Origin of the sequence: Streptomyces sp. SID5464, assembly GCF_009862985.1 — a bacterium.
GTDB lineage: Bacteria > Actinomycetota > Actinomycetes > Streptomycetales > Streptomycetaceae > Streptomyces > Streptomyces chartreusis_D.
The window spans coordinates 346,925-364,959 of sequence record NZ_WWIQ01000010.1; the positions used below are offsets into that span (position 1 = coordinate 346,925).

Sequence of the window (18,035 nt, forward strand, 5' to 3'; positions counted from 1 at the left end):
CTCGTCGTCCGGGTCCACCTCCCAACCCGGCTCGTCCGCCTCGGTCCTGAGCCGCCCCGCCCCTGCCTCGACCGTCATGCCGTATCCCTCCGTCGCACCCGAACAACGACAGTGAAGGGCCCCGCCAAACCCCGCCCCTCCCGCCCCGGCATCCGCTCACCCGCCCGGGTGAACATCCCCAACTCGGTTGGCGTGGCGCCTGATTGTCGGCCCTACTCTCGGCGCGACCCGACGAAAGGCCTGACACCCCATGGTCAGCTCGCCCCACGAGGCGATGCACCGCATCTTCCAGGACCACCCCGGGCTGTTCTCCCGGGTCTCCGAAGTACTGGGCATCGACTTCGCCCCACCCACCTCGAACGCCGCGTCGACACCTCCAGCCGTTGCTCCTGGTCGTCTGCCAGGACCGCGCCACCGCGGAATGGGCGGCGCGCCCGGTCAGCTTCGGCCCTCCCCAGTGGCTCCTGCTCACCCTGCGCCCGCTGGTCGCGGGACCGCACAACATGCCGGTGCTCACCGACCCGGCCGAAGTGCGCAAAGACCTCGCGCTCGCCACGCTGTCCGCCATCAGCCACGTCAGGCATCAGGACATCGGGGCCATACTCAAAGCAGTGACAACCGTCCTGCGGGACACACCGCACCCCATCGCCGACCCGATCGTCGAACTCATCGCACAAGGCCTGGGCAAGCACCCGGCCGCGGAACTGTGGAGGAACCTGGTGGCCGTGGACCTGTCCTTCTACAAGTCGTACATCTCAGAAGAAATCCGCGACGAAGGCCGTACAGAGCGTGCGGCCAAGGACGTGCTGACCGTCCTGAAAGCGCGCGGCATCCACGTCCCCGACCAGATGCGCGAACGGATCACCAACTGCGACGACCCCGAGATCCTGGACCAATGGCTCATCCGTGCCGCCACCGCCCCGACCGCCGAAGAGATCTTCGCGGACGAGCAGGACAAGTAGTCGATCCGCAGCCGGGCGGGGACACCGCTACGAGTGGCCCAGTTCCTCCGTGTCCTCGTCCGCCGTCGCCGGGACCGAGCCCGAGTCCGGGGCCGGGCGCAGCGGGAACGGGTCCACGCGGGTCTCGTCGATGACCGGCGGAGCCGGCTGCGGCGGCTTCGGCATGACCGCCGCCTCGGAGTGCCCGCCGCAGCCGTAGGCCAGGGAGACGACGCGGCCGTCGGCCGGGGAGAACTCGTTGGCGCAGACGCCGAAGGCCTGGCCCAGGGAACCACCGATACGGAGCAGGAAGCCGCAGCTCACGCAGGCGGCGGGGGCCGCCTGTGCCATCGGGGTCTTGGGACCGAAGGCTTCCTCCCAGCGGTCGGCGGCGATGTGCAGGCCGTAGCGGGACAGCACCCGGGCACGACGCACGCCGAGTTCCTCGGCCACCGCCGCGATCGAGCCGCGGGCGGGGACGGCCGGCGGCCCCGCCGTGACCTCCGCGTCCTCGGCCTCCGCCAGTGCGGCCATCTCCTCGGAGACGATGGAGTTCGGCGGCGGCTCGTCCTCGCCGGTCCAGCCGGGCTCCAGACGCAGGTCCTCCGCGTCGGTGGGCAGCAGATCGCCCGGGCCCATGTCACCGGGGCGCAGCCGCTCGCTCCACGGCACCCACTCCGGCGCGAGCACCGCGTCCGGGCCGGGCAGCAGCACCGCCTCGTCCACCGTGACGATCTTCGCCCGGGACGCCCGGGCCACCGTCACGGCCCAGCGCCAGCCCCGGTACCCGAGCTCCCGGCACTCGAAGAAGTGCGTGACAACGCGATCCCCCTCGGAGACGAGCCCCACGTGCTCGCCGACGATGCCGGGTGCCGCGGCCTCCTCGGCGGCGCCCCGTGCGAGGTCGACGGCCTCGGCGCACAGACGGTCAGGGGTGCGGCTTCGCGTTGTCGCTGCGCTCACAGGTATCGCTTCTCTCCATACGCCGTCTCACGTGTGCGCCACTCCCAGCGCCGGGGGCGGACGGAGCGGACCAGGGGACCGCGTCGACGTCCTTCATCCATTTTGCGGGATGGCTGAGATACGCACGCTACCCTTCCGCCCCACTTCGCGTACACCGACGGTCCTGACCGACGGTTCCGACGACCGTGTCGACCGCTCCCCGGCAACCCGGACAGTCACCCCACAGGCCCTATACAAGCGGTAATGGCACTACCCACTGCCATCTCGGGGCACTATGACGTCGTGGCAGCCGCGAGGACGCCCCAGGGCACCACCGGGACCGGTGGGTCGAAAGGGGTCAAGGGAAGCAGCCGACTGAGCGGGCCGGGCCGTCTGGGCGGCTCCCTCCGCGCGGTCGGCCGTGCCCTGCACCTCCCGTTCACCGGCACCGCCCGCGGCATCCGCAAGGCCACCCACGCGCACGGCGCCGGCGAGTCCGGCCTCGGAAAGCTGATCGAGCTGCACGGTGTGAACGGCGCCGGAGACGTGATGATCACCGTCGCCCTCGCGTCCACGGTGTTCTTCTCCGTGCCGACCGACGAGGCCCGGGGCCGGGTCGCGCTGTACCTCGCCATCACCATGGCGCCCTTCACCCTCCTCGCGCCGGTGATCGGCCCGCTGCTCGACCGCCTCCCGCACGGCCGCCGGGCCGCGATGGCCGGGGCGATGCTGGCCCGGGCGCTGCTCGCGCTGATCCTGTCCGGCGCGGTCGTCAGCGGCAGCCTCCAGCTGTATCCGGCGGCGCTCGGCGTCCTCGTCGCGTCGAAGGCGTACGGGGTGGTCAGAAGCGCCGTCGTGCCCCGGCTGCTGCCGCCCGGCTTCTCCCTGGTGAAGGCCAACTCGCGGGTCACCCTCGGCGGGCTCCTCGCCACGGGCATCGCCGCGCCGATCGGTGCCGGACTCCAGCAGATCGGGCCGCGCTGGCCGCTCTACGGCGCCTTCGTGATCTTCGTGGCAGGGACGATCCTGTCGTTCACGCTGCCGCCGAAGGTCGACTCCGCGAAGGGCGAGGACACCGCGCTGCTGGCCGCGGACGAGGAGCACCTGCACGGGCCGCACCGCCGTCCCGTCAAGCGCCCCGGGCTGCGCACGGTCGGCCCGGCCGTCACCCACGCCCTGGCCGCCAACGCCGCCATCCGCTGCCTCACCGGCTTCCTGATCTTCTTCCTCGCCTTCCTGCTGCGCGAGCATCCGATCTCCGGCCAGAGCGCCGCCGTGTCCCTGGGGACAGTGGGCGTGGCGGCGGGCGCGGGCAACGCGCTCGGTACGGCCGTGGGGGCGTGGCTCCGGTCCCGGGCGCCGGAGATCATCATCGTGACGGTCGTGGCGTGTGTGCTGGGGGCGGCGATCACGGCAGCGTTGTTCTTCGGCGCGGTCCTGGTGGCCGGCCTGGCCGCGATCGCCGGCTTCGCGCAGGCCCTGGCCAAGCTGTCGCTCGACGCGCTGATCCAGCGGGACGTGCCCGAACTGGTCCGGACGTCGGCCTTCGCCCGCTCCGAGACACTGCTCCAGATGTCCTGGGTGCTCGGCGGGGCGGTCGGCATCGCGATGCCGCTGATCGGCACGCTCGGGCTGGCGGTGGGCGCCGCGATCGTCGGCACGGGCTGGCTGACGACCGTACGGGGGCTGATCGCCTCGGCCCGGCGCGGCGGTGCGGCACGGCCGCGCGTCGCGTAGCCGTAGGGGCACGCCGTACCCCGCGTGGGCGGGGCGGGCGGCGGGCCAGATAGCCTTCGCCCATGACCAGGTTGCAATCCGCTGTGCGACGCCGCCGCGCCGTCGCCGCCGCCGGCGTCGTGTCCGCCGGACTGCTCGTCCTCTCGGCCTGTGACAAGCCGACGCCGATGGCCACGGTCACCGTGGGCCACGACTCGGTGAACTCCGAGGCCACCTGTGGCGGCGAGGGCGATGCCCTGAAGCCGTCCGATCTCACCCAGTGCCTGAAGGACAAGGGCGTCAAGACCATCTCCGTCGACCCGGACGAGACCGTGCGCTTCGGTGTCGACCCGGAGATCGCGGACAAGGGCTGGACGATCCTGATGAACGGTCAGCCGCTGACCGACTCCAGCACGAAGACGTACCGCACCATTCCGGGCAGCGTGTTCTTCAACGCGCAGTACGGGGCGCAGGGCAACTCGACGCTGGTGTCCATCAAGGAGGGCGAGAAGGACACGTCCGGGTTGTGGAACTTCAAGCTGGAGAAGGACGCGTAATCGCTGCCGCTGGGCTGGGCAGGGTGCTTGTCGCCACCGCGGTTGCTGTTGAACGGGACGCGGTGGCGAAGGCGCTTGAGCTGTCGCCAGGGTCCGTTGGAACGGCACTCGGCGTTGCAGGCCGTGCCCACCCGTTCCGCCCCAGCGGAACGACTGCCCACGGCCAGGCAGACCGGCTGCCCACCGCCGGGTGCGGCACGGATGCGTTCGACATCCAAGTGATCTCCGCCGGTGTCGGGCCCGCTCTTGCTGCTGCGTCCACCGCCTCCGCCCTGACCGCCGCCGCCCTCGACGGCACCCCCTACGACCTCGTCGTTTCCGCCGGGATCGGTGGGGGGTTTCAGCCCGGGGCGAGTGTGGGGTCGCTCGTCGTCGCCGAGGAGATCGTCGCGGCCGATCTCGGGGCCGAGACCGATGACGGGTTTCTGTCGGTCACCGAGCTCGGGTTCGGGACCGTGCGTCACCACCCGCCGGAGGACCTCGTGCGGCTGGTCGCCGACGCCCTCGGGGCCCGTACGGGGGCCGTGCTCACCGTGTCCACCGTGACCGGGACCGCCGAGCGGGCCGCCGTGCTCCGGGAGCGTCACCCCACCGCCCTCGCCGAGGCCATGGAGGGCTTCGGGGTGGCCGAGGCCGCCGCCGCGCACGGGGTACCCGTGCTGGAGGTGCGGGCGATCTCCAACGCCGTCGGGCCGCGCGACCGCGCCGCCTGGCGTATCCCCGACGCCCTGGCGGCCCTCACCGAGGGTTTCGGGAAGCTCGTGCCCGTACTGGAGAGTTGGAACCGGCATGACAGTTGAGCAGCTGAAGATCGCCTACTCCCCCTGCCCGAACGACACCTTCGTCTTCGACGCCCTGGCCCACGGCCGCGTCCCCGGCGCCCCCGCCCTCGACGTGACCTTCGCCGACATCGACATCACCAACGGCATGGCCGAGCGCGGCGAGTTCGACGTGCTGAAGGTGTCGTACGCCGTGCTGCCGTACGTGCTGGAGCAGTACGCCCTGCTGCCGTGCGGGGGTGCGCTGGGGCGGGGGTGCGGGCCGCTGGTGCTGACGCGGGAGCCGGAGGGTGGGGGCACCTCCCTGCTCGAGCGAAGCCGAGAGCTTGGGAGACTCACCGGCCGTACGGTCGCCGTGCCCAGTGAGAAGTCCACCGCCTATCTGCTGTTCCGGCTGTGGGCCGCGGACACCGTGCGCGACGGGATCGGCGAGATCGTCGTCATGCCGTTCCACGAGATCATGCCGGCCGTGCGGGACGGGAAGGTCGACGCGGGGCTCGTGATCCACGAGGCGCGCTTCACGTACCGGAACTACGGACTGCACAAGCTGGCCGACATGGGCGAGCACTGGGAGAACACCACCGGGCTGCCGATCCCGCTGGGCGCGATCATCGCCAAGCGGTCGCTGGGCGAGCAGCGGCTGCGGCTGCTCGCCGACTCCATCCGGGCCTCCGTCCGGGCCGCCTGGGACGACCCCGAGGCGTCCCGGCCGTACGTCATGGAGCACGCCCAGGAGATGGACCCGGCCGTCGCCGACCAGCACATCGGGCTGTACGTCAACGAGTTCACCGCCGACCTCGGCGAGGACGGCTACGCCGCCGTACGCGGGCTGCTGACCCGCGCGGCGGCCGAGGGGCTGGTGCCACCCCTCGGCCCGAACGCGCTCGCATTCCCCTGAGCGGAGGTCACACGTCCAGCTGGTCGGCGACCGCGCGCAGGAGGCCGGCGATCTTCTTGCCGGCGGTCTTCTCGGGGTAGCGGCCCCGCTCCAGCATCGGCGTGATGTTCTCCAGGAGGGTCGTCAGATCCTGGACGATGGAGGCCAGCTCGTCCGGCTTCTTGCGGGTCGCGGCGGCGACCGAGGGGGTCGGGTCCAGAATCGTCAGGGACAGCGCCTGGTCGCCGCGCTGTCCGGCGACGACCCCGAACTCCACCCGCTGTCCGGGCTTGAGCGTCTCGACTCCGGCGGGGAGGACCGAGGAATGGACGAAGACGTCACCGCCGTCGTCGCGGGAGAGAAAGCCGAAGCCCTTCTCGCTGTTGAACCACTTGACCTTGCCGGTAGGCACGTCTGTCCTCGTCCTCGTACTCGTCGGAAAACTGCTTCTGGAAACGGCTCTTGATAGCACTCGGGCGGGTCGTACGGACCCGCCGGTACCCAGGCTAATGGTCTTCAGGCCGGTGACAAGACGTCACCCGGTTGTTCCTTCGCGCTGGGAACTACCCTGGTCGGGTGCGTGACAAAACCCAAACGAATTCCGCCGCTCCCGGTGACCGTCTGGTCCGTGCCGGTGCCATCGTCTTCTTCATCGGCGCCGTGGCCACACTGGTCACGGTCGCCCCGCTGTTCCTGGGGACGACGCCCTTTCCGACGTACATGTTCGGCCTGAGCATGCTCATGGCGGTCGGATTCCTGATGGCCGGCGCGGGAGTACTGCGTTCCGTGGCGGCGGGCCGGCGTCAGGCGCGTGCGGGACGGTAGTCCGAAAGCCACCCGGGGAATTCCGTCAGGTCGGTGAGGACGACGTCCGCGCCCGCCGCGCGCAGTTCCTCCGCGGGGCAGGGGCCGGTGGCCACCGCGACCGACAGCGCCCCGGCCGCCCGGGCGCCGCGTACGTCGCCGACGTGGTCGCCGACGTAGACACCCGCGTCGTGCTCGCGCAGCGCCTCCGCCTTCTGTTCGGCCCACAGGTCGCCGATGACGGCGTCGGGCTCGACGCCGAGGTGGGCGAGGTGCAGTTTGGCGTTGGGCTCGTACTTCGCCGTGACGACTATCGCGCGTCCCCCGGACTCCCGTACGGCCGCGATGGCCTCCCGGGCGCCGGGCAGCGCGGGGGTCGCGGCGATCGCGATGGACGGGTAGATCTCCCGGTACACATCGGCCACGGTCGCGACCTCCTCGGCCGGGAACCAGTTGATCAGCTCCTCGGCCAGCGGCGGTCCGAGCCGCGTCACCGCCAGATCGGCGTCGATGTACGTCCCCGTCCGCTCGGACAGTGCCTGGTAGCAGGCGCGGATGCCGGGGCGGGAGTCGATGAGGGTCATGTCGAGGTCGAAGCCGACGGTGATAGCCATATGGGCCATTGTGCCCAGGCGCTGTGAACGGCAGACGCCACCCTGTGATCGGCTAGCGGGAGCGCTGTGAGCGCCAGACCAGGAACAGCGCCGACGCCACCGCCGCGCCCCTGACGACCCACGGCCAGGTCTGTGCCACCGCGTCGTTCATGTGGCCCTCGGTGATCGGGGTGCCCCAGCGGTCGTTCATCCGGCCCCACAGCCAGAGAACGCCGGCCGCGACGGAGAGGCCGGGGAGGATCACCACCGCCCACTTGGTCTCCGCCGGGGTCAGTCGGCGTGAGGCGTAGGCGATGAGCCAGCCGAGGATCAGCACGAACCAGTTGCCGAGTACGGCGCCCACGACGAGGAGACCGGCGGCGATGAGGAGGAGGGGGTTGCTCCAGCCGCCCTCGGGCAGGCCCGGCAGACGCCGGCGGGTCGCCTTGCCCGCCGTCTCCTCCGGCTCCCCGGCGGCCTCGACAGCCGGGGCCGTCTCCTCGTCGGCCGCCGGTTCCGCCGACTGCGGCTTCCTCGGGTTCGGCGGCTTCAGCAAGTCCGGCAGCTCCACGCCGCCCACGAAGCCCGGCACGTCGTCGCCCGGCCCGAAGGGACTGCCGTCCACCCGCCACCAGTCCGGCTGGACGGCGCTGTCCCCGAGCTCGTGCCCGGCGGCCAGGTGCGGCGGGGCCGCGCCCTCGGCGGCGGGACGCGGCTCCTCGGCGGGCCGGGCCGGGCGGGGACGCGGCACGACGCGCCGCAGGACCCCCTTCGGCCGCTCGCCCGGCTCGTCCGGTTCACGGGCCTCGGGCTGTACGGGCACGGCGGCGGGGGCGCTCCCCGTCGTACCGCCGCCGCCCGTGCCGTCCGCGGCCGCCGCCACGATGTCGTCGGGGCTGCCGAGGCGGGACAGGATGCGGCGGACGGCGGCGGGCGAGTCGACGGTGGCCTTCGCGCGGCGCCGGTCGATCTCGTTGCGCAGGTCCGCGACCAGACGCATGCGGGTGGCCGACGACAACTGCCGCTGTTGGGCCACGTCGCCGACGCGGCTCAGATACTCGTAAACGACCTGGTCGCTCTCAATCCCCACGAAGTCCCCTCCGGGGCGTGTGCGTTGGCTGACGCCGTCGGTCGACGGTACCGCGAGTCCGGGCGGGTGACCCACACGCCCGCCCGGCGCCGGCCCCGGCCGCCCGCGCACAGTCGCCCCGGCCGCCGGAGGCGACCCGCTACCGTGGACCGGATGAGCACCGAGGACAGGCCTGCGGCCCCCCGTTCCCTCGCGGAAGCGCTCCGCGGGCGGGACGACGTCTCGCTGGGCGCGCTCCTGCGCAGCCGTCCGGATCTCATCACGCCCGTGCCCACCGACCTCACGCAGCTCGCGACCCGCGCCGGCACCCGGGCCTCGGTCGTGCGGGCCCTGGAGCGGCTGGACCGCTTCACGCTGCAGACTGCGCAGGCGCTGGCCGTGGCGGCGGACCCGGCGACGTACGACGAACTGCTCGGGCTCATGGCCGGGGACGACGCCGACCCGGCCGTCGCCCAGGCCCTGCCGCACGCCCTGGGCATCCTGCGCGAGCAGGCCCTGGTCTGGGGCGGCGACGACCGGCTGCGGCTGGTCCGCACGGCCCGTGAGCTGCTGGCCCCCTCGCCGCAGCACCCGTCGCCGACGGGGCTCGGCCCCACGGTCCAGGAGGCCACCGCCGGAATGTCCCCGGGGCGCATCCAGGAGATCGTCACGACCGCCGGGCTGCCCTCGACCCACGACTCGGTCTCCGCGGTGACCGCCCTGACCGAGCTGTTCACGGACCGGGGCCGGATGGCCGCGCTGCTCGCCGAGGCCCCGGCCGACTCCCTCGACGTGCTGGAGCGGCTGGTGTGGGGGCCGCCGTACGGGCAGGTCACGGCCGAGCCGGCGCCCCGGCTGCGCTGGCTGCTGGACCGGGGGCTGCTGCTGCCGACGGCGCCCGGGACGGTCGTGCTGCCGCGCGAGGTCGCCCTGCACCTGCGGCGCGGGCTGGCGCACCGGGCGCCCGAGCCGGTGCCGCCGGCGGTCGAGGTGACCGCCGTTCATCGTCCACAGGTTGTGGACGGCACCGCGGCCGGGCAGGCGTACACCGCGCTCGCGACCGTCGAGGAGCTGCTGAAGGACTGGGACGAGGGCGGGCCGGCGGTGCTGCGGGCCGGCGGGCTGAGCGTGCGGGACCTGAAGCGGACCGCCGTCGCCCTCGACGTGCCCGAGCCGGTCGCCGCGTTCTGGGTGGAGCTGGCGTACGCGGCGGGCCTGATCGCCCCGGACGGGGAGGCCGACGAGCGGTACGCGGCGACCCCGGCGTACGACGAGTGGGCGGAGCTGCCCGCCGCCGAGCGCTGGTCGCGGCTGGTCACGGCGTGGCTCGCGGCGACCCGGACGGCCGGGTTGGTGGGCGGGCGGGACGCGAAGGACCGTACGTTGTCGGCGCTCGGGCCGGGTCTGGACCGTTCGGCGGCGCCGGAGGTACGGCACCGGGTGCTGGCGCTGCTGGCCGGGCTGCCGCAGGGGGCCGCGCCGGCCGCCGAGTCGGTGCTGACGCGGCTGCGCTGGGAGCGCCCGCTACGGGGTGTGCAGCGCGAGGACGACCTGCGCGGTCGGCTCGCCGAGTGGGCCCTGTCCGAGGCGGAACTGCTGGGCGTGACCGGCAGGGGTGCGCTGTCGGCCCACGGCCGGGCCCTGCTGGGCGCGCCCGCGGCTCCCGCGAGGAGCCCGGAAGCGGAGCCCTCCGGTCCAGGGGACAAGCTCCCCGTCCACCACCGCCCCACGCCTGTCCCCACCCTCTCCGCCACCGAACAGGCCGTCGCCTCCGCCGCCGCGGCCCGGCTGCTCACGCCCCTGCTGCCCGAGCCGCTGGACCACGTGCTGCTCCAGGCCGACCTGACGGCGGTGGCGCCCGGGCCCTTGCAGCGCCCGCTGGCCGACGTGCTGGGCGTGCTGGCGGACGTCGAGTCCAAGGGCGGGGCCACCGTCTACCGCTTCACGCCCGGCTCGGTGCGGCGCGCCCTCGACGCCGGACAGAGCGCATCGGACCTGCACGCCTTCCTCGCCGCGCACTCCCGTACGCCGGTGCCGCAGCCGCTCACGTACCTGATCGACGACGTGGCCCGCAGACACGGGCACCTGCGCGTCGGCGCGGCCTCGGCCTACGTCCGCTGCGACGACGACGCGGTGCTGGGCGAGATCCTCGCCGACAAGCGGGCCGCCGCCCTGGGGCTGCGCCGGCTCGCCCCGACGGTGCTGGCCGCGCAGACCGACCCGGCCGGGCTGCTGGAGGGCCTGCGGGCGATGGGGTTCGCACCGGCCGCCGAGTCCGCCGAGGGCGATGTGCTGATCACCCGGGCGCACGCGCACCGCACCCCGCCCCGTACGGCGCCCGAGCCGGTGCCGGACGGCCCGCCGGTGCCCGACGACACGCTCCTCGCTGCGGCGCTGCGCGCCATCCGGGCCGGCGATCTCGCCTCCACCACCCCGCGCAAGCCCGGCACGGCTCCGGCGGTCGACGGCGAACTGCCCCGCACCGGCTCCGCCGAGACCCTCGCCACCATGCAGGCCGCCGTCCTGACCGGCGAGGCCCTGTGGATCGGCTACGTCAACGCCGAGGGCGCCGCGAGCCAGCGGGTCATCGCACCGATCCGCGTCGAGGGCGGCTTCGTCACGGCGTACGACCACACGGCGGACGAGGTCCGTACGTACCCGCTGCACCGGATCACCGGGGTCGCGGAGCTCGCCGACGACGCGGGCTGAACCGCGGGGGCTGCCGGGTGTCTCACCCGTTCGGGTGCACGCCGGCGTTCATGCACGCCACGCCGGGGATGTCCCACCCTTGGGCGACCTTGCCGGGCGTGCCGCATTCCGCGGTAAGCGCGGGGGCAGCCACCGGGTGTCCTGTGAGCCCTTGCCGAAAGGAAGTCCCAGCATGCGCGCTGTCCGTCGATTCGCCGCCGTCCTGGCCACCGCCGCCCTGATGACGCTCGGCGGGCTGGCCACTCCGGCCGCCGCGGTGAGCATCGATGTCGCCGGCCTCGTCGTCGAGACACCGCAGGTCTGATCCGCCCGCGTACCCGTCGGGCCGGCCCCGGCGTCCCGGGGCCGGCCCGCGGTGGGGTGTCCCTCGTCTCTCACTACGTGAAAGGCCCTTTCGTCCTCATGCGTGAAAAGCTCCCCGCCGTCGCCCTCTGCGCCGTCGCCCTCGTGGGCGTGCTCGCGCCCTCCGCCGCCGCGGCCCCCGCGCTGCCGCTTCCCCTGCCGGCCGCCGGGGTCGAGCCCCTGATCTCCGAGGGGATCGGTGTCGAGGGACCGCTGATCAACAACGTCAGTCTGCCCACGCTGAAGTAGCGCGGCGCGTCCGGTAGCTGTCCCCCTCCAGCCGGACGATCTCGGCGTGATGGGCGAGGCGGTCCACCATCGCCGGGGCGGAGGCGCCGCCGAAGACCTCGTCCCAGCGGCCGAGCGGGCGGTCGCTGGTCACGATCAGCGAGGCACGCTCGTAGCGGTGGGCGACCAGCCGGAAGAACAGCCCGGCGGTCGCCGCGTCGAAGGGCGTGTAGCCGACCTCGTCGACGATGAGCAGGGGGTGCTCGTCGAGGGCGGCCAGTTCCGCGTCGAGCCGGCCGGCGGCCCGGGCGTCGGAGAGCCGGGCGGCCCACTCGGCGGCGGTCGCGAACAGCACCCGGTGCCCGGCCTGGCAGGCCCGCACGCCGAGGCCGATGGCCAGGTGGGTCTTGCCGGTGCCGGGCGGGCCGACGAGAACCACGTTGCGCCGGGCTGCGACGAACTCCGCCTTGCCGAGCCGGGCCAGGGTCTCCCGGTCGAAGCCCCGGGGATGCTGCTCGTCGAAGTCCTCCAGCAGCTTGCGGACCGGGAAGCCGGCCGCACGGATCCGGGCCTCGGCGTCGGCGTCCGGGGAGGTCTGCCGGGGCAGGACGGGGGTGGTGGCCGGGGCCTGGGGCTCAGGCGCCTCGGGCTGCGCGGCGGGAACGCGGCCGGTGTGCGGGTGTTCGTCCTGGGACCGGCCGGCCGGCGAACGGTCCGCGTGCCCGCGGTCCGCCTGCGCGGCCATCGGACCCGACATGTACGCGAGGATCGCCGCGGAGCCGATGAATGCCATGTGGATCACCGTCCCCCACAGCAGGGCGTGCCGGGAGGTGTGGTGGACGTCCACGAACATCTGGAGCAGATGGACGGAGGAGATCCCCACGATGGCCGTGGCGAGCTTGACCTTCAGCACGTTGGAGTTGACGTGCGAGAGCCATTCGGGCTGGTCACGGTGGCCCTGGAGGCCGATGCGCGAGACGAAGGTCTCGTAGCCGCCGACGATCACCATGATCAGCAGGTTGGCGATCATCACGACGTCGACCAGCTTGAGCACCGCGAGCATCACGTACGTCTCGGTGGCGTGCCCGCTCAGGCACATCAGGATTAAGGTCCACAGCTCCTTGAAGAACTTGTAGACGTAGACGCCCTGGGCGGCCACCAGCCCGAAGTACAGCGGGGCCTGGAGCCAGCGGGTGGCGAACAGGGCGTATCCGAGCGTGGTGGTCGTTGGGTTCCGCACGGTTCGCCATTCTTCGGGGCCGCCGTGGAAAAACTGAATTCACACCACACGTTGGGATGAAAAGGCATTCAGTAGGACCGGAGCCGGTCCGGTCCCGCGCAGATCACACCCTCGGGACGGCGACGATCAGGCACACTGGACGTTTGGCCGAGTCGTTCGAGCCGTCCGAGCCGTCCGGCCGCGGGAAAGGGTGCCACGCGTGAATGGTCCGCTGATCGTCCAGTCCGACAAGACCCTGCTCCTGGAAGTCGACCACGAGCAGGCCGGCGACTGCCGTCGGGCCATCGCCCCGTTCGCGGAGCTGGAGCGGGCGCCGGAGCACATCCACACCTACCGGGTGACGCCGCTGGGCCTGTGGAACGCCCGGGCGGCGGGCCATGACGCCGAGCAGGTCGTGGACGCGCTGGTGCAGTACAGCCGCTATCCGGTGCCGCACGCGCTGCTGGTGGACATCGCCGAGACGATGGACCGCTACGGGCGGCTCACGCTGTCCAAGCACCCGGCGCACGGGCTGGTCCTGACGACCACCGACCGTCCGGTGCTGGAGGAGGTCCTGAAGTCGAAGCGGATCGCGCCGCTGGTCGGCGCCCGGATCGACCCCGACACGGTCGCCGTGCACCCCTCCGAGCGGGGGCAGATCAAGCAGACGCTGCTGAAGCTGGGCTGGCCGGCCGAGGACCTCGCCGGGTACGTCGACGGCGAGGCGCACCCGATCGAGCTGGCCGAGGACGGCTGGGCGCTCAGGCCGTACCAGAAGCAGGCCGTGGAGAACTTCTGGCACGGCGGGTCGGGCGTGGTCGTCCTGCCCTGTGGCGCGGGCAAGACACTGGTCGGCGCCGGGTCGATGGCGCAGGCGAAGTCGACGACCCTGATCCTGGTCACGAACACGGTCTCCGCCCGGCAGTGGAAGCACGAGCTGGTGCGGCGGACGTCGCTCACCGAGGACGAGATCGGCGAGTACAGCGGGACGAAGAAGGAGATCCGGCCCGTCACGATCGCCACGTACCAGGTGCTGACGACCAAACGGAAGGGCGTCTATCCGCACCTGGAGCTGTTCGACTCCCGGGACTGGGGACTGATCGTCTACGACGAGGTGCACCTGCTGCCGGCGCCGGTGTTCAAGTTCACGGCGGACCTCCAGGCGCGGCGGCGGCTGGGCCTCACGGCCACGCTGGTGCGGGAGGACGGGCGCGAGTCGGACGTGTTCTCCCTGATCGGGCCCAAGCGGTTCGACGCGCCCTGGAAGGAGATCGAGGCGCAGGGCTACATCGCGCCCGCCGACTGTGTGGAGGTCCGGGTCAACCTGACGGACGCGGAGCGGCTCGCGTACGCCACGGCCGAGGCGGAGGAGAAGTACCGCTTCTGTGCGACGACGGACACCAAGCGGAAGGTCACGGAGGCGATCGTCCGCCGCTTCGCCGGGCAGCAGATCCTCGTCATCGGGCAGTACATCGACCAGCTCGACGAGCTGGGTGAGCATCTGGGCGCGCCGGTGATCAAGGGCGAGACGTCGAACGCGCAGCGGGAGAAACTGTTCGACGCCTTCCGGGAGGGCGAGATCAGCGTGCTCGTCGTCTCCAAGGTCGCGAACTTCTCGATCGACCTGCCGGAGGCGACGGTCGCGATCCAGGTGTCCGGCACGTTCGGTTCGCGCCAGGAGGAGGCCCAGCGGCTGGGCCGGGTGCTCCGGCCCAAGTCCGACGGCCACCAGGCCCACTTCTACTCGGTGGTCGCCCGGGACACCATCGACCAGGACTTCGCCGCGCACCGCCAGCGCTTCCTGGCGGAGCAGGGGTACGCGTACCGGATCATGGACGCGGACGAGCTGCTCGCGGAGAGCTGAGGCAGGCCGGCTGCTCGCGGACGGCGGGGCCGCTCACTTGCGGCGGACCACGCCGGCTTCCTCGCCGTACCGACCGAGGATGATCACGTCGAAGGCGGCGCCCGCGAAGACCCTGACGGCGCGCAGGGCATCGCCGAAACGATGACCGGAGCTGCCCGTCACGGCGGTGGCGCCGGGCGGGCGGCCGGGTGCCGGGGCGGGGGAGATGGTTGCTGCGCTCATGTCTCCATCGTGCTTTTCCGCACGTGAGTCCGCGTCGGCCTGAGGGCCGAACCCGCGTGCTCCACCCGTACGCCTGCGGACCGACTCCTGCCCCTCAGGAAGGAGGGCCTGGTCCCCTAGGGGATGAGAAAATCGTTGGCGGCCGACTCCCCCGCTCCTCTAAGATCTCCGCTCTTGCCCGCCTCCCTCACGGAGTGCCGCCGACCGGACGGAAACCGGCCGGCATCTCACCGCCGTCCCTTCAGCAGGTCCTCCGGAGGCACCCCCTTGTCCACGCCCGTCGACGACCCGCTCTCCCGTGAGCGCTCCCACCTCGCCGCGTCCCGTTCCGCCCTGCGTGCCATGCGCGAGGACGTCGAGGCCCTCGACATCAGCGACGTCACCGCGAACTGGGTCAACGCCGAAGTCCTGGCCCACCAGATCGACGAGCGCATCAAGGCCCTGGCCGACCTCAGCGACACCCCGCTGTTCTTCGGCCGGCTCGACTATCTGCGCGCACCGGGTGCCGAGCAGGCCGAGGGCGCGGAAGGGGAACGCTTCTACATCGGGCGGCGGCACGTACACGACGCCGACGGCGACCCGATGGTCATCGACTGGCGCGCACCCGTCTCGCAGCCGTTCTACCGGGCCTCCAAGAAGGACCCGATGGACATCGCGCTGCGGCGCCGCTTCGGCTACACGGGCGGCGACCTCACGGCGTACGAGGACGAGCACCTGTCGGACCCCGCCGAGGCGGCCCGCACCAGCAAGCTGCTCCAGCAGGAGATCGAACGGCCGCGCGTCGGCCCGATGCGGGACATCGTCGCGACGATCCAGCCGGAGCAGGACGAGATCGTCCGGTCGGGACTCTCCGGCACGGTGTGCGTGCAGGGCGGCCCGGGCACCGGGAAGACCGCCGTCGGCCTGCACCGGGTCGCCTATCTCCTCTACGCCCACCGCGAGCGCCTCGCCCGCACCGGCACGCTCGTCATCGGACCGAACCGGTCCTTCCTGCACTACATCGAGCAGGTGCTGCCCGCCCTCGGCGAGTTGTCGGTCCGCCAGGCCACCGTCGAGGACCTGGTGGCGCACGTGGAGATCAAGGGGACGGACGACGCGACGGCCGCGGTCGTCAAGGGCGACGCCCGCATGGCGCAGGTGCTGCGCAGGGCCCTCTACGCGCACGTCACGATGCCCGCCGAGCCGGTCGTGGTCGTGCGCGGCTCCCGCCGCTGGCGCGTCCCTGCGTACGAACTGGAGGACATCGTCCGGGAGTTGCTCGCCCGCGACATCCGCTACGGCGCCGCCCGCGAGGCCCTGCCGCAGCGCATCGCGCACGCCGTGCTGGTGCAGATGGAGCGGTCGGGGGAGGCGCCGGACGACCGGGTGCAGGACGCGGTGGCCCGCAACAGCGCGGTCAAGGCGGCCGTCAAGGCGATCTGGCCGGCCGTCGACCCGGCGAAACTCGTGCTGCGCCTGCTGTCCGACGCGGACTTCCTCGCCGAGCACGCGGAGGGGATCCTCGGCGAGGAGGAGCAGAAGGCGGTGCTGTGGGCGAGACCGGCACGCAGCGTCAGGTCCGCCAAGTGGTCCGCCGCTGACGCCGTCCTCATCGACGAGGCCACCGACCTGATCCAGCGCACGCACTCCCTCGGCCATGTCGTCCTCGACGAGGCGCAGGACCTCTCCCCCATGCAGTACCGGGCGGTCGGCCGCCGCTGCACGACCGGCAGTGCGACCGTCCTCGGCGACCTGGCGCAGGGCACCACGCCGTGGGCGACCCGGGGCTGGCAGGAGGCGCTGGCCCACCTGGGCAAGCCGGACGCGGTCGTGGAGGAGCTGACGGCCGGTTTCCGTGTGCCGACGGACGTCATCACCTACGCGTCCCGGCTGCTCCCGCACATCGCCCCGGGGCTCACCCCGGTCGTGTCGATCCGTGAGAACCCGGGCCACTTCGAGGTCCGGGAGGTCACCGGCACCGCCGAGGTGCTCGACGCCTGCCGCGAGTCGCTGCGCAACGAGGGCTCCACGGCCCTGATCGCGGCGGACGCCCGGATCCCGGAACTGGCGGCGGCGCTGGCGGAGGCCGGTGTCCCGTACCTCGGCCCGGGTGAGGAGACGACCCTGCAGACCCGTCTGACCCTGGTCCCGGCGTCGCTCGCGAAGGGTCTGGAGTACGACTACGTCGTCCTGGACGAGCCCAGCGCGGTGGTCGACGGCGAGCCGGACGAGCGGACCGGGTTGCGGCGTCTGTACGTGGCACTGACGCGAGCGGTATCGGGCCTGACGGTGACGCATAAGGCACCCTTGCCGCCGCAACTGTCCTAGCTGCGGGCAGTCGTGCCGCTGGGGCTGCACCGGTGGGCGCAGCGGCACCCCGCACCGCCGGGTTGCGCACCCACCCGCCCCCAGTCCCGACGCCGAGCCCCCCTCATGAACCGTCCACCGCAGCCCGCCACTCGGCGACGGCCTCCACCGACACCGGCTCCCCCCAACCCCCCGGCCGCACCGCCCCACCGATGTGAAACGCGTCGACCCCCGCGCCCCGCAACACCGGCACGTGCTCCAGCCGCAGCCCGCCCCCCACCAGCAACCGCTGCTCGTACCCCGGCTCCCCGGCACGCCCCGCCTCGGTGAGCAGCACGGGGAGCCCGTCGTCGACCCCGTCCGCCGACCCGGCCGTCAGGTACGTGTCCAGCCCGGGCATCCCGTCCAGCTGCTTGCGCAGGGCGTCCCGGTCGGCGGCCCGGTCGATGGCCCGGTGGAAGGTCCAGGGACAGCCGTCCAGCACGCCGACGACGCGCTCCACCGCCGCCAGGTCCACCGCGCCGTCCGCGTCGAGGAACCCGAGCACGAACTCCTCGGCCCCGGCCTCCCGCAGCCCGGCGGCCACGCCGGCCAGCCGGTCGACGTCCCCGGCCGCGAAGCCGTCGGCGAGCCGCAGCATCACCCGCAGGGAGATGTCCACGGCCCGGCGGATCCCGGCGACGGTGGCGGCCGACGGGGAGAGCCCGTCGGCCGCCATGTCGGTGACCAGCTCAAGGCGGTCCGCGCCTCCGGCCTGGGCGGCGACCGCGTCCTCGACGCCGAGGGCGATCACCTCCAGGACTGCACGCTTGCTCATGGGGCCCCTTCGTCGGCATGGCGTCGGCGTTCGGCAACAGGTCTAGTCCAATCAAGACTACGCTGCCCGC

General features: G+C 72.7%; 17 protein-coding genes and 1 pseudogene. 11 read left to right on the forward strand and 7 right to left on the reverse strand.

Annotated features, from left to right (window positions below; translation table 11 throughout):
* Positions 1 to 250 precede the first annotated feature (250 nt).
* Positions 251 to 962, forward strand: a pseudogene (locus GTY47_RS11605) (hypothetical protein).
* Positions 963 to 989: 27 nt separating this feature from the next.
* Here the strand turns inward: GTY47_RS11605 and GTY47_RS11610 are convergent.
* On the reverse strand, positions 990 to 1,904 hold the full coding sequence (locus tag GTY47_RS11610) for a DUF3027 domain-containing protein (RefSeq protein WP_010035886.1): 915 nt from the start codon (positions 1,902 to 1,904) through the stop codon (positions 990 to 992).
* Between the two features lie 282 nt (positions 1,905 to 2,186).
* Between GTY47_RS11610 and GTY47_RS11615 the strand changes: the two genes are divergently transcribed.
* The 4 genes from GTY47_RS11615 (at position 2,187) to GTY47_RS11630 (ending at position 5,833) form a co-directional block, all read left to right on the forward strand.
* Positions 2,187 to 3,620 carry an MFS transporter gene (locus tag GTY47_RS11615; RefSeq protein ID WP_010035888.1) on the forward strand — a complete coding sequence of 478 codons (1,434 nt, stop codon included), beginning with the start codon at positions 2,187 to 2,189 and terminating at the stop codon, positions 3,618 to 3,620.
* Positions 3,621 to 3,682: 62 nt separating this feature from the next.
* Positions 3,683 to 4,156 carry a DUF2771 domain-containing protein gene (locus GTY47_RS11620; RefSeq protein ID WP_173937278.1) on the forward strand — a complete coding sequence of 158 codons (474 nt, stop codon included), beginning with the start codon at positions 3,683 to 3,685 and terminating at the stop codon, positions 4,154 to 4,156.
* 23 nt (positions 4,157 to 4,179) lie between these two features.
* Positions 4,180 to 4,956 (forward strand): futalosine hydrolase, encoded by a 777-nt coding sequence (locus GTY47_RS11625; RefSeq protein WP_078602762.1) that lies wholly within the window; start codon positions 4,180 to 4,182, stop codon positions 4,954 to 4,956.
* On the forward strand, positions 4,946 to 5,833 hold the full coding sequence (locus GTY47_RS11630; RefSeq protein WP_010035891.1) for a 1,4-dihydroxy-6-naphthoate synthase: 888 nt from the start codon (positions 4,946 to 4,948) through the stop codon (positions 5,831 to 5,833). Before GTY47_RS11625 ends, GTY47_RS11630 begins: the two co-directional genes overlap by 11 nt.
* Positions 5,834 to 5,840: 7 nt before the next feature.
* Here GTY47_RS11630 and GTY47_RS11635 read toward each other — a convergent pair whose 3' ends face one another.
* Positions 5,841 to 6,224: a cold-shock protein gene (locus GTY47_RS11635; protein ID WP_010035896.1), complete on the reverse strand. Its 384-nt coding sequence runs from the start codon at positions 6,222 to 6,224 to the stop codon at positions 5,841 to 5,843.
* Between the two features lie 164 nt (positions 6,225 to 6,388).
* Between GTY47_RS11635 and GTY47_RS11640 the strand changes: the two genes are divergently transcribed.
* Positions 6,389 to 6,637: a hypothetical protein gene (locus GTY47_RS11640; protein ID WP_010035898.1), complete on the forward strand. Its 249-nt coding sequence runs from the start codon at positions 6,389 to 6,391 to the stop codon at positions 6,635 to 6,637.
* On the opposite strand, the gene GTY47_RS11645 is transcribed toward GTY47_RS11640, so the two are convergent.
* Together GTY47_RS11645 and GTY47_RS11650 are read right to left on the reverse strand one after the other, a co-directional pair.
* Positions 6,616 to 7,239, reverse strand: coding sequence for an HAD family hydrolase (locus GTY47_RS11645; RefSeq protein ID WP_029180899.1), 624 nt, complete (start codon positions 7,237 to 7,239; stop codon positions 6,616 to 6,618). The two genes, GTY47_RS11640 and GTY47_RS11645, sit on opposite strands and share 22 nt — an antisense overlap.
* Positions 7,240 to 7,282: 43 nt before the next feature.
* Positions 7,283 to 8,299: a membrane protein gene (locus GTY47_RS11650; protein WP_010035901.1), complete on the reverse strand. Its 1,017-nt coding sequence runs from the start codon at positions 8,297 to 8,299 to the stop codon at positions 7,283 to 7,285.
* Between the two features lie 153 nt (positions 8,300 to 8,452).
* On the opposite strand from GTY47_RS11650, the gene GTY47_RS11655 reads away from it, so the two are divergent.
* The 3 genes from GTY47_RS11655 (at position 8,453) to GTY47_RS11660 (ending at position 11,578) form a co-directional block, all read left to right on the forward strand.
* Positions 8,453 to 10,987, forward strand: coding sequence for a helicase C-terminal domain-containing protein (locus GTY47_RS11655; protein ID WP_010035902.1), 2,535 nt, complete (start codon positions 8,453 to 8,455; stop codon positions 10,985 to 10,987).
* A 172-nt stretch (positions 10,988 to 11,159) separates the two neighbouring features.
* Complete coding sequence (locus tag GTY47_RS41600; protein WP_267880833.1) at positions 11,160 to 11,291, forward strand: hypothetical protein; 132 nt, start codon at positions 11,160 to 11,162, stop codon at positions 11,289 to 11,291.
* A gap of 98 nt (positions 11,292 to 11,389) precedes the next feature.
* Entirely contained in the window at positions 11,390 to 11,578 is a 189-nt protein-coding gene (locus tag GTY47_RS11660; RefSeq protein WP_010035905.1) for a hypothetical protein, read from the forward strand.
* On the opposite strand, the gene istB is transcribed toward GTY47_RS11660, so the two are convergent.
* Positions 11,556 to 12,797 (reverse strand): IS21-like element helper ATPase IstB, encoded by a 1,242-nt coding sequence (istB, locus tag GTY47_RS11665; protein ID WP_010035907.1) that lies wholly within the window; start codon positions 12,795 to 12,797, stop codon positions 11,556 to 11,558. The genes GTY47_RS11660 and istB overlap by 23 nt on opposite strands.
* A 199-nt stretch (positions 12,798 to 12,996) precedes the next feature.
* Between istB and GTY47_RS11670 the strand changes: the two genes are divergently transcribed.
* Positions 12,997 to 14,640, forward strand: a complete 1,644-nt coding sequence (locus GTY47_RS11670; RefSeq protein WP_010035909.1) for a DNA repair helicase XPB — start codon at positions 12,997 to 12,999, stop codon at positions 14,638 to 14,640.
* A 33-nt stretch (positions 14,641 to 14,673) separates the two neighbouring features.
* On the opposite strand, the gene GTY47_RS11675 is transcribed toward GTY47_RS11670, so the two are convergent.
* Positions 14,674 to 14,862: a hypothetical protein gene (locus GTY47_RS11675; protein WP_010035914.1), complete on the reverse strand. Its 189-nt coding sequence runs from the start codon at positions 14,860 to 14,862 to the stop codon at positions 14,674 to 14,676.
* Positions 14,863 to 15,129: 267 nt separating this feature from the next.
* Between GTY47_RS11675 and GTY47_RS11680 the strand changes: the two genes are divergently transcribed.
* Complete coding sequence (locus GTY47_RS11680; protein ID WP_010035916.1) at positions 15,130 to 17,169, forward strand: UvrD-helicase domain-containing protein; 2,040 nt, start codon at positions 15,130 to 15,132, stop codon at positions 17,167 to 17,169.
* Positions 17,170 to 17,272: 103 nt separating this feature from the next.
* On the opposite strand, the gene GTY47_RS11685 is transcribed toward GTY47_RS11680, so the two are convergent.
* The gene (locus GTY47_RS11685; RefSeq protein WP_010035919.1) at positions 17,273 to 17,965 is read right to left on the reverse strand and encodes a copper homeostasis protein CutC; all 693 of its coding nucleotides are present in this window, start codon (positions 17,963 to 17,965) and stop codon (positions 17,273 to 17,275) included.
* Positions 17,966 to 18,035: the final 70 nt, after the last annotated feature.

Coding starts and splice junctions, on each gene's coding strand:
- GTY47_RS11630 (WP_010035891.1), top strand. CDS start 4,946: ATGACAGTTGAGCAGCTGAAGATCGCCTACTCCCCCTGCCCGAACGAC.
- GTY47_RS11645 (WP_029180899.1), bottom strand. CDS start 7,239: ATGGCCCATATGGCTATCACCGTCGGCTTCGACCTCGACATGACCCTC.
- GTY47_RS11655 (WP_010035902.1), top strand. CDS start 8,453: ATGAGCACCGAGGACAGGCCTGCGGCCCCCCGTTCCCTCGCGGAAGCG.
- GTY47_RS11685 (WP_010035919.1), bottom strand. CDS start 17,965: ATGAGCAAGCGTGCAGTCCTGGAGGTGATCGCCCTCGGCGTCGAGGAC.
- GTY47_RS11675 (WP_010035914.1), bottom strand. CDS start 14,862: ATGAGCGCAGCAACCATCTCCCCCGCCCCGGCACCCGGCCGCCCGCCC.
- GTY47_RS41600 (WP_267880833.1), top strand. CDS start 11,160: ATGCGCGCTGTCCGTCGATTCGCCGCCGTCCTGGCCACCGCCGCCCTG.
- GTY47_RS11660 (WP_010035905.1), top strand. CDS start 11,390: ATGCGTGAAAAGCTCCCCGCCGTCGCCCTCTGCGCCGTCGCCCTCGTG.
- GTY47_RS11620 (WP_173937278.1), top strand. CDS start 3,683: ATGACCAGGTTGCAATCCGCTGTGCGACGCCGCCGCGCCGTCGCCGCC.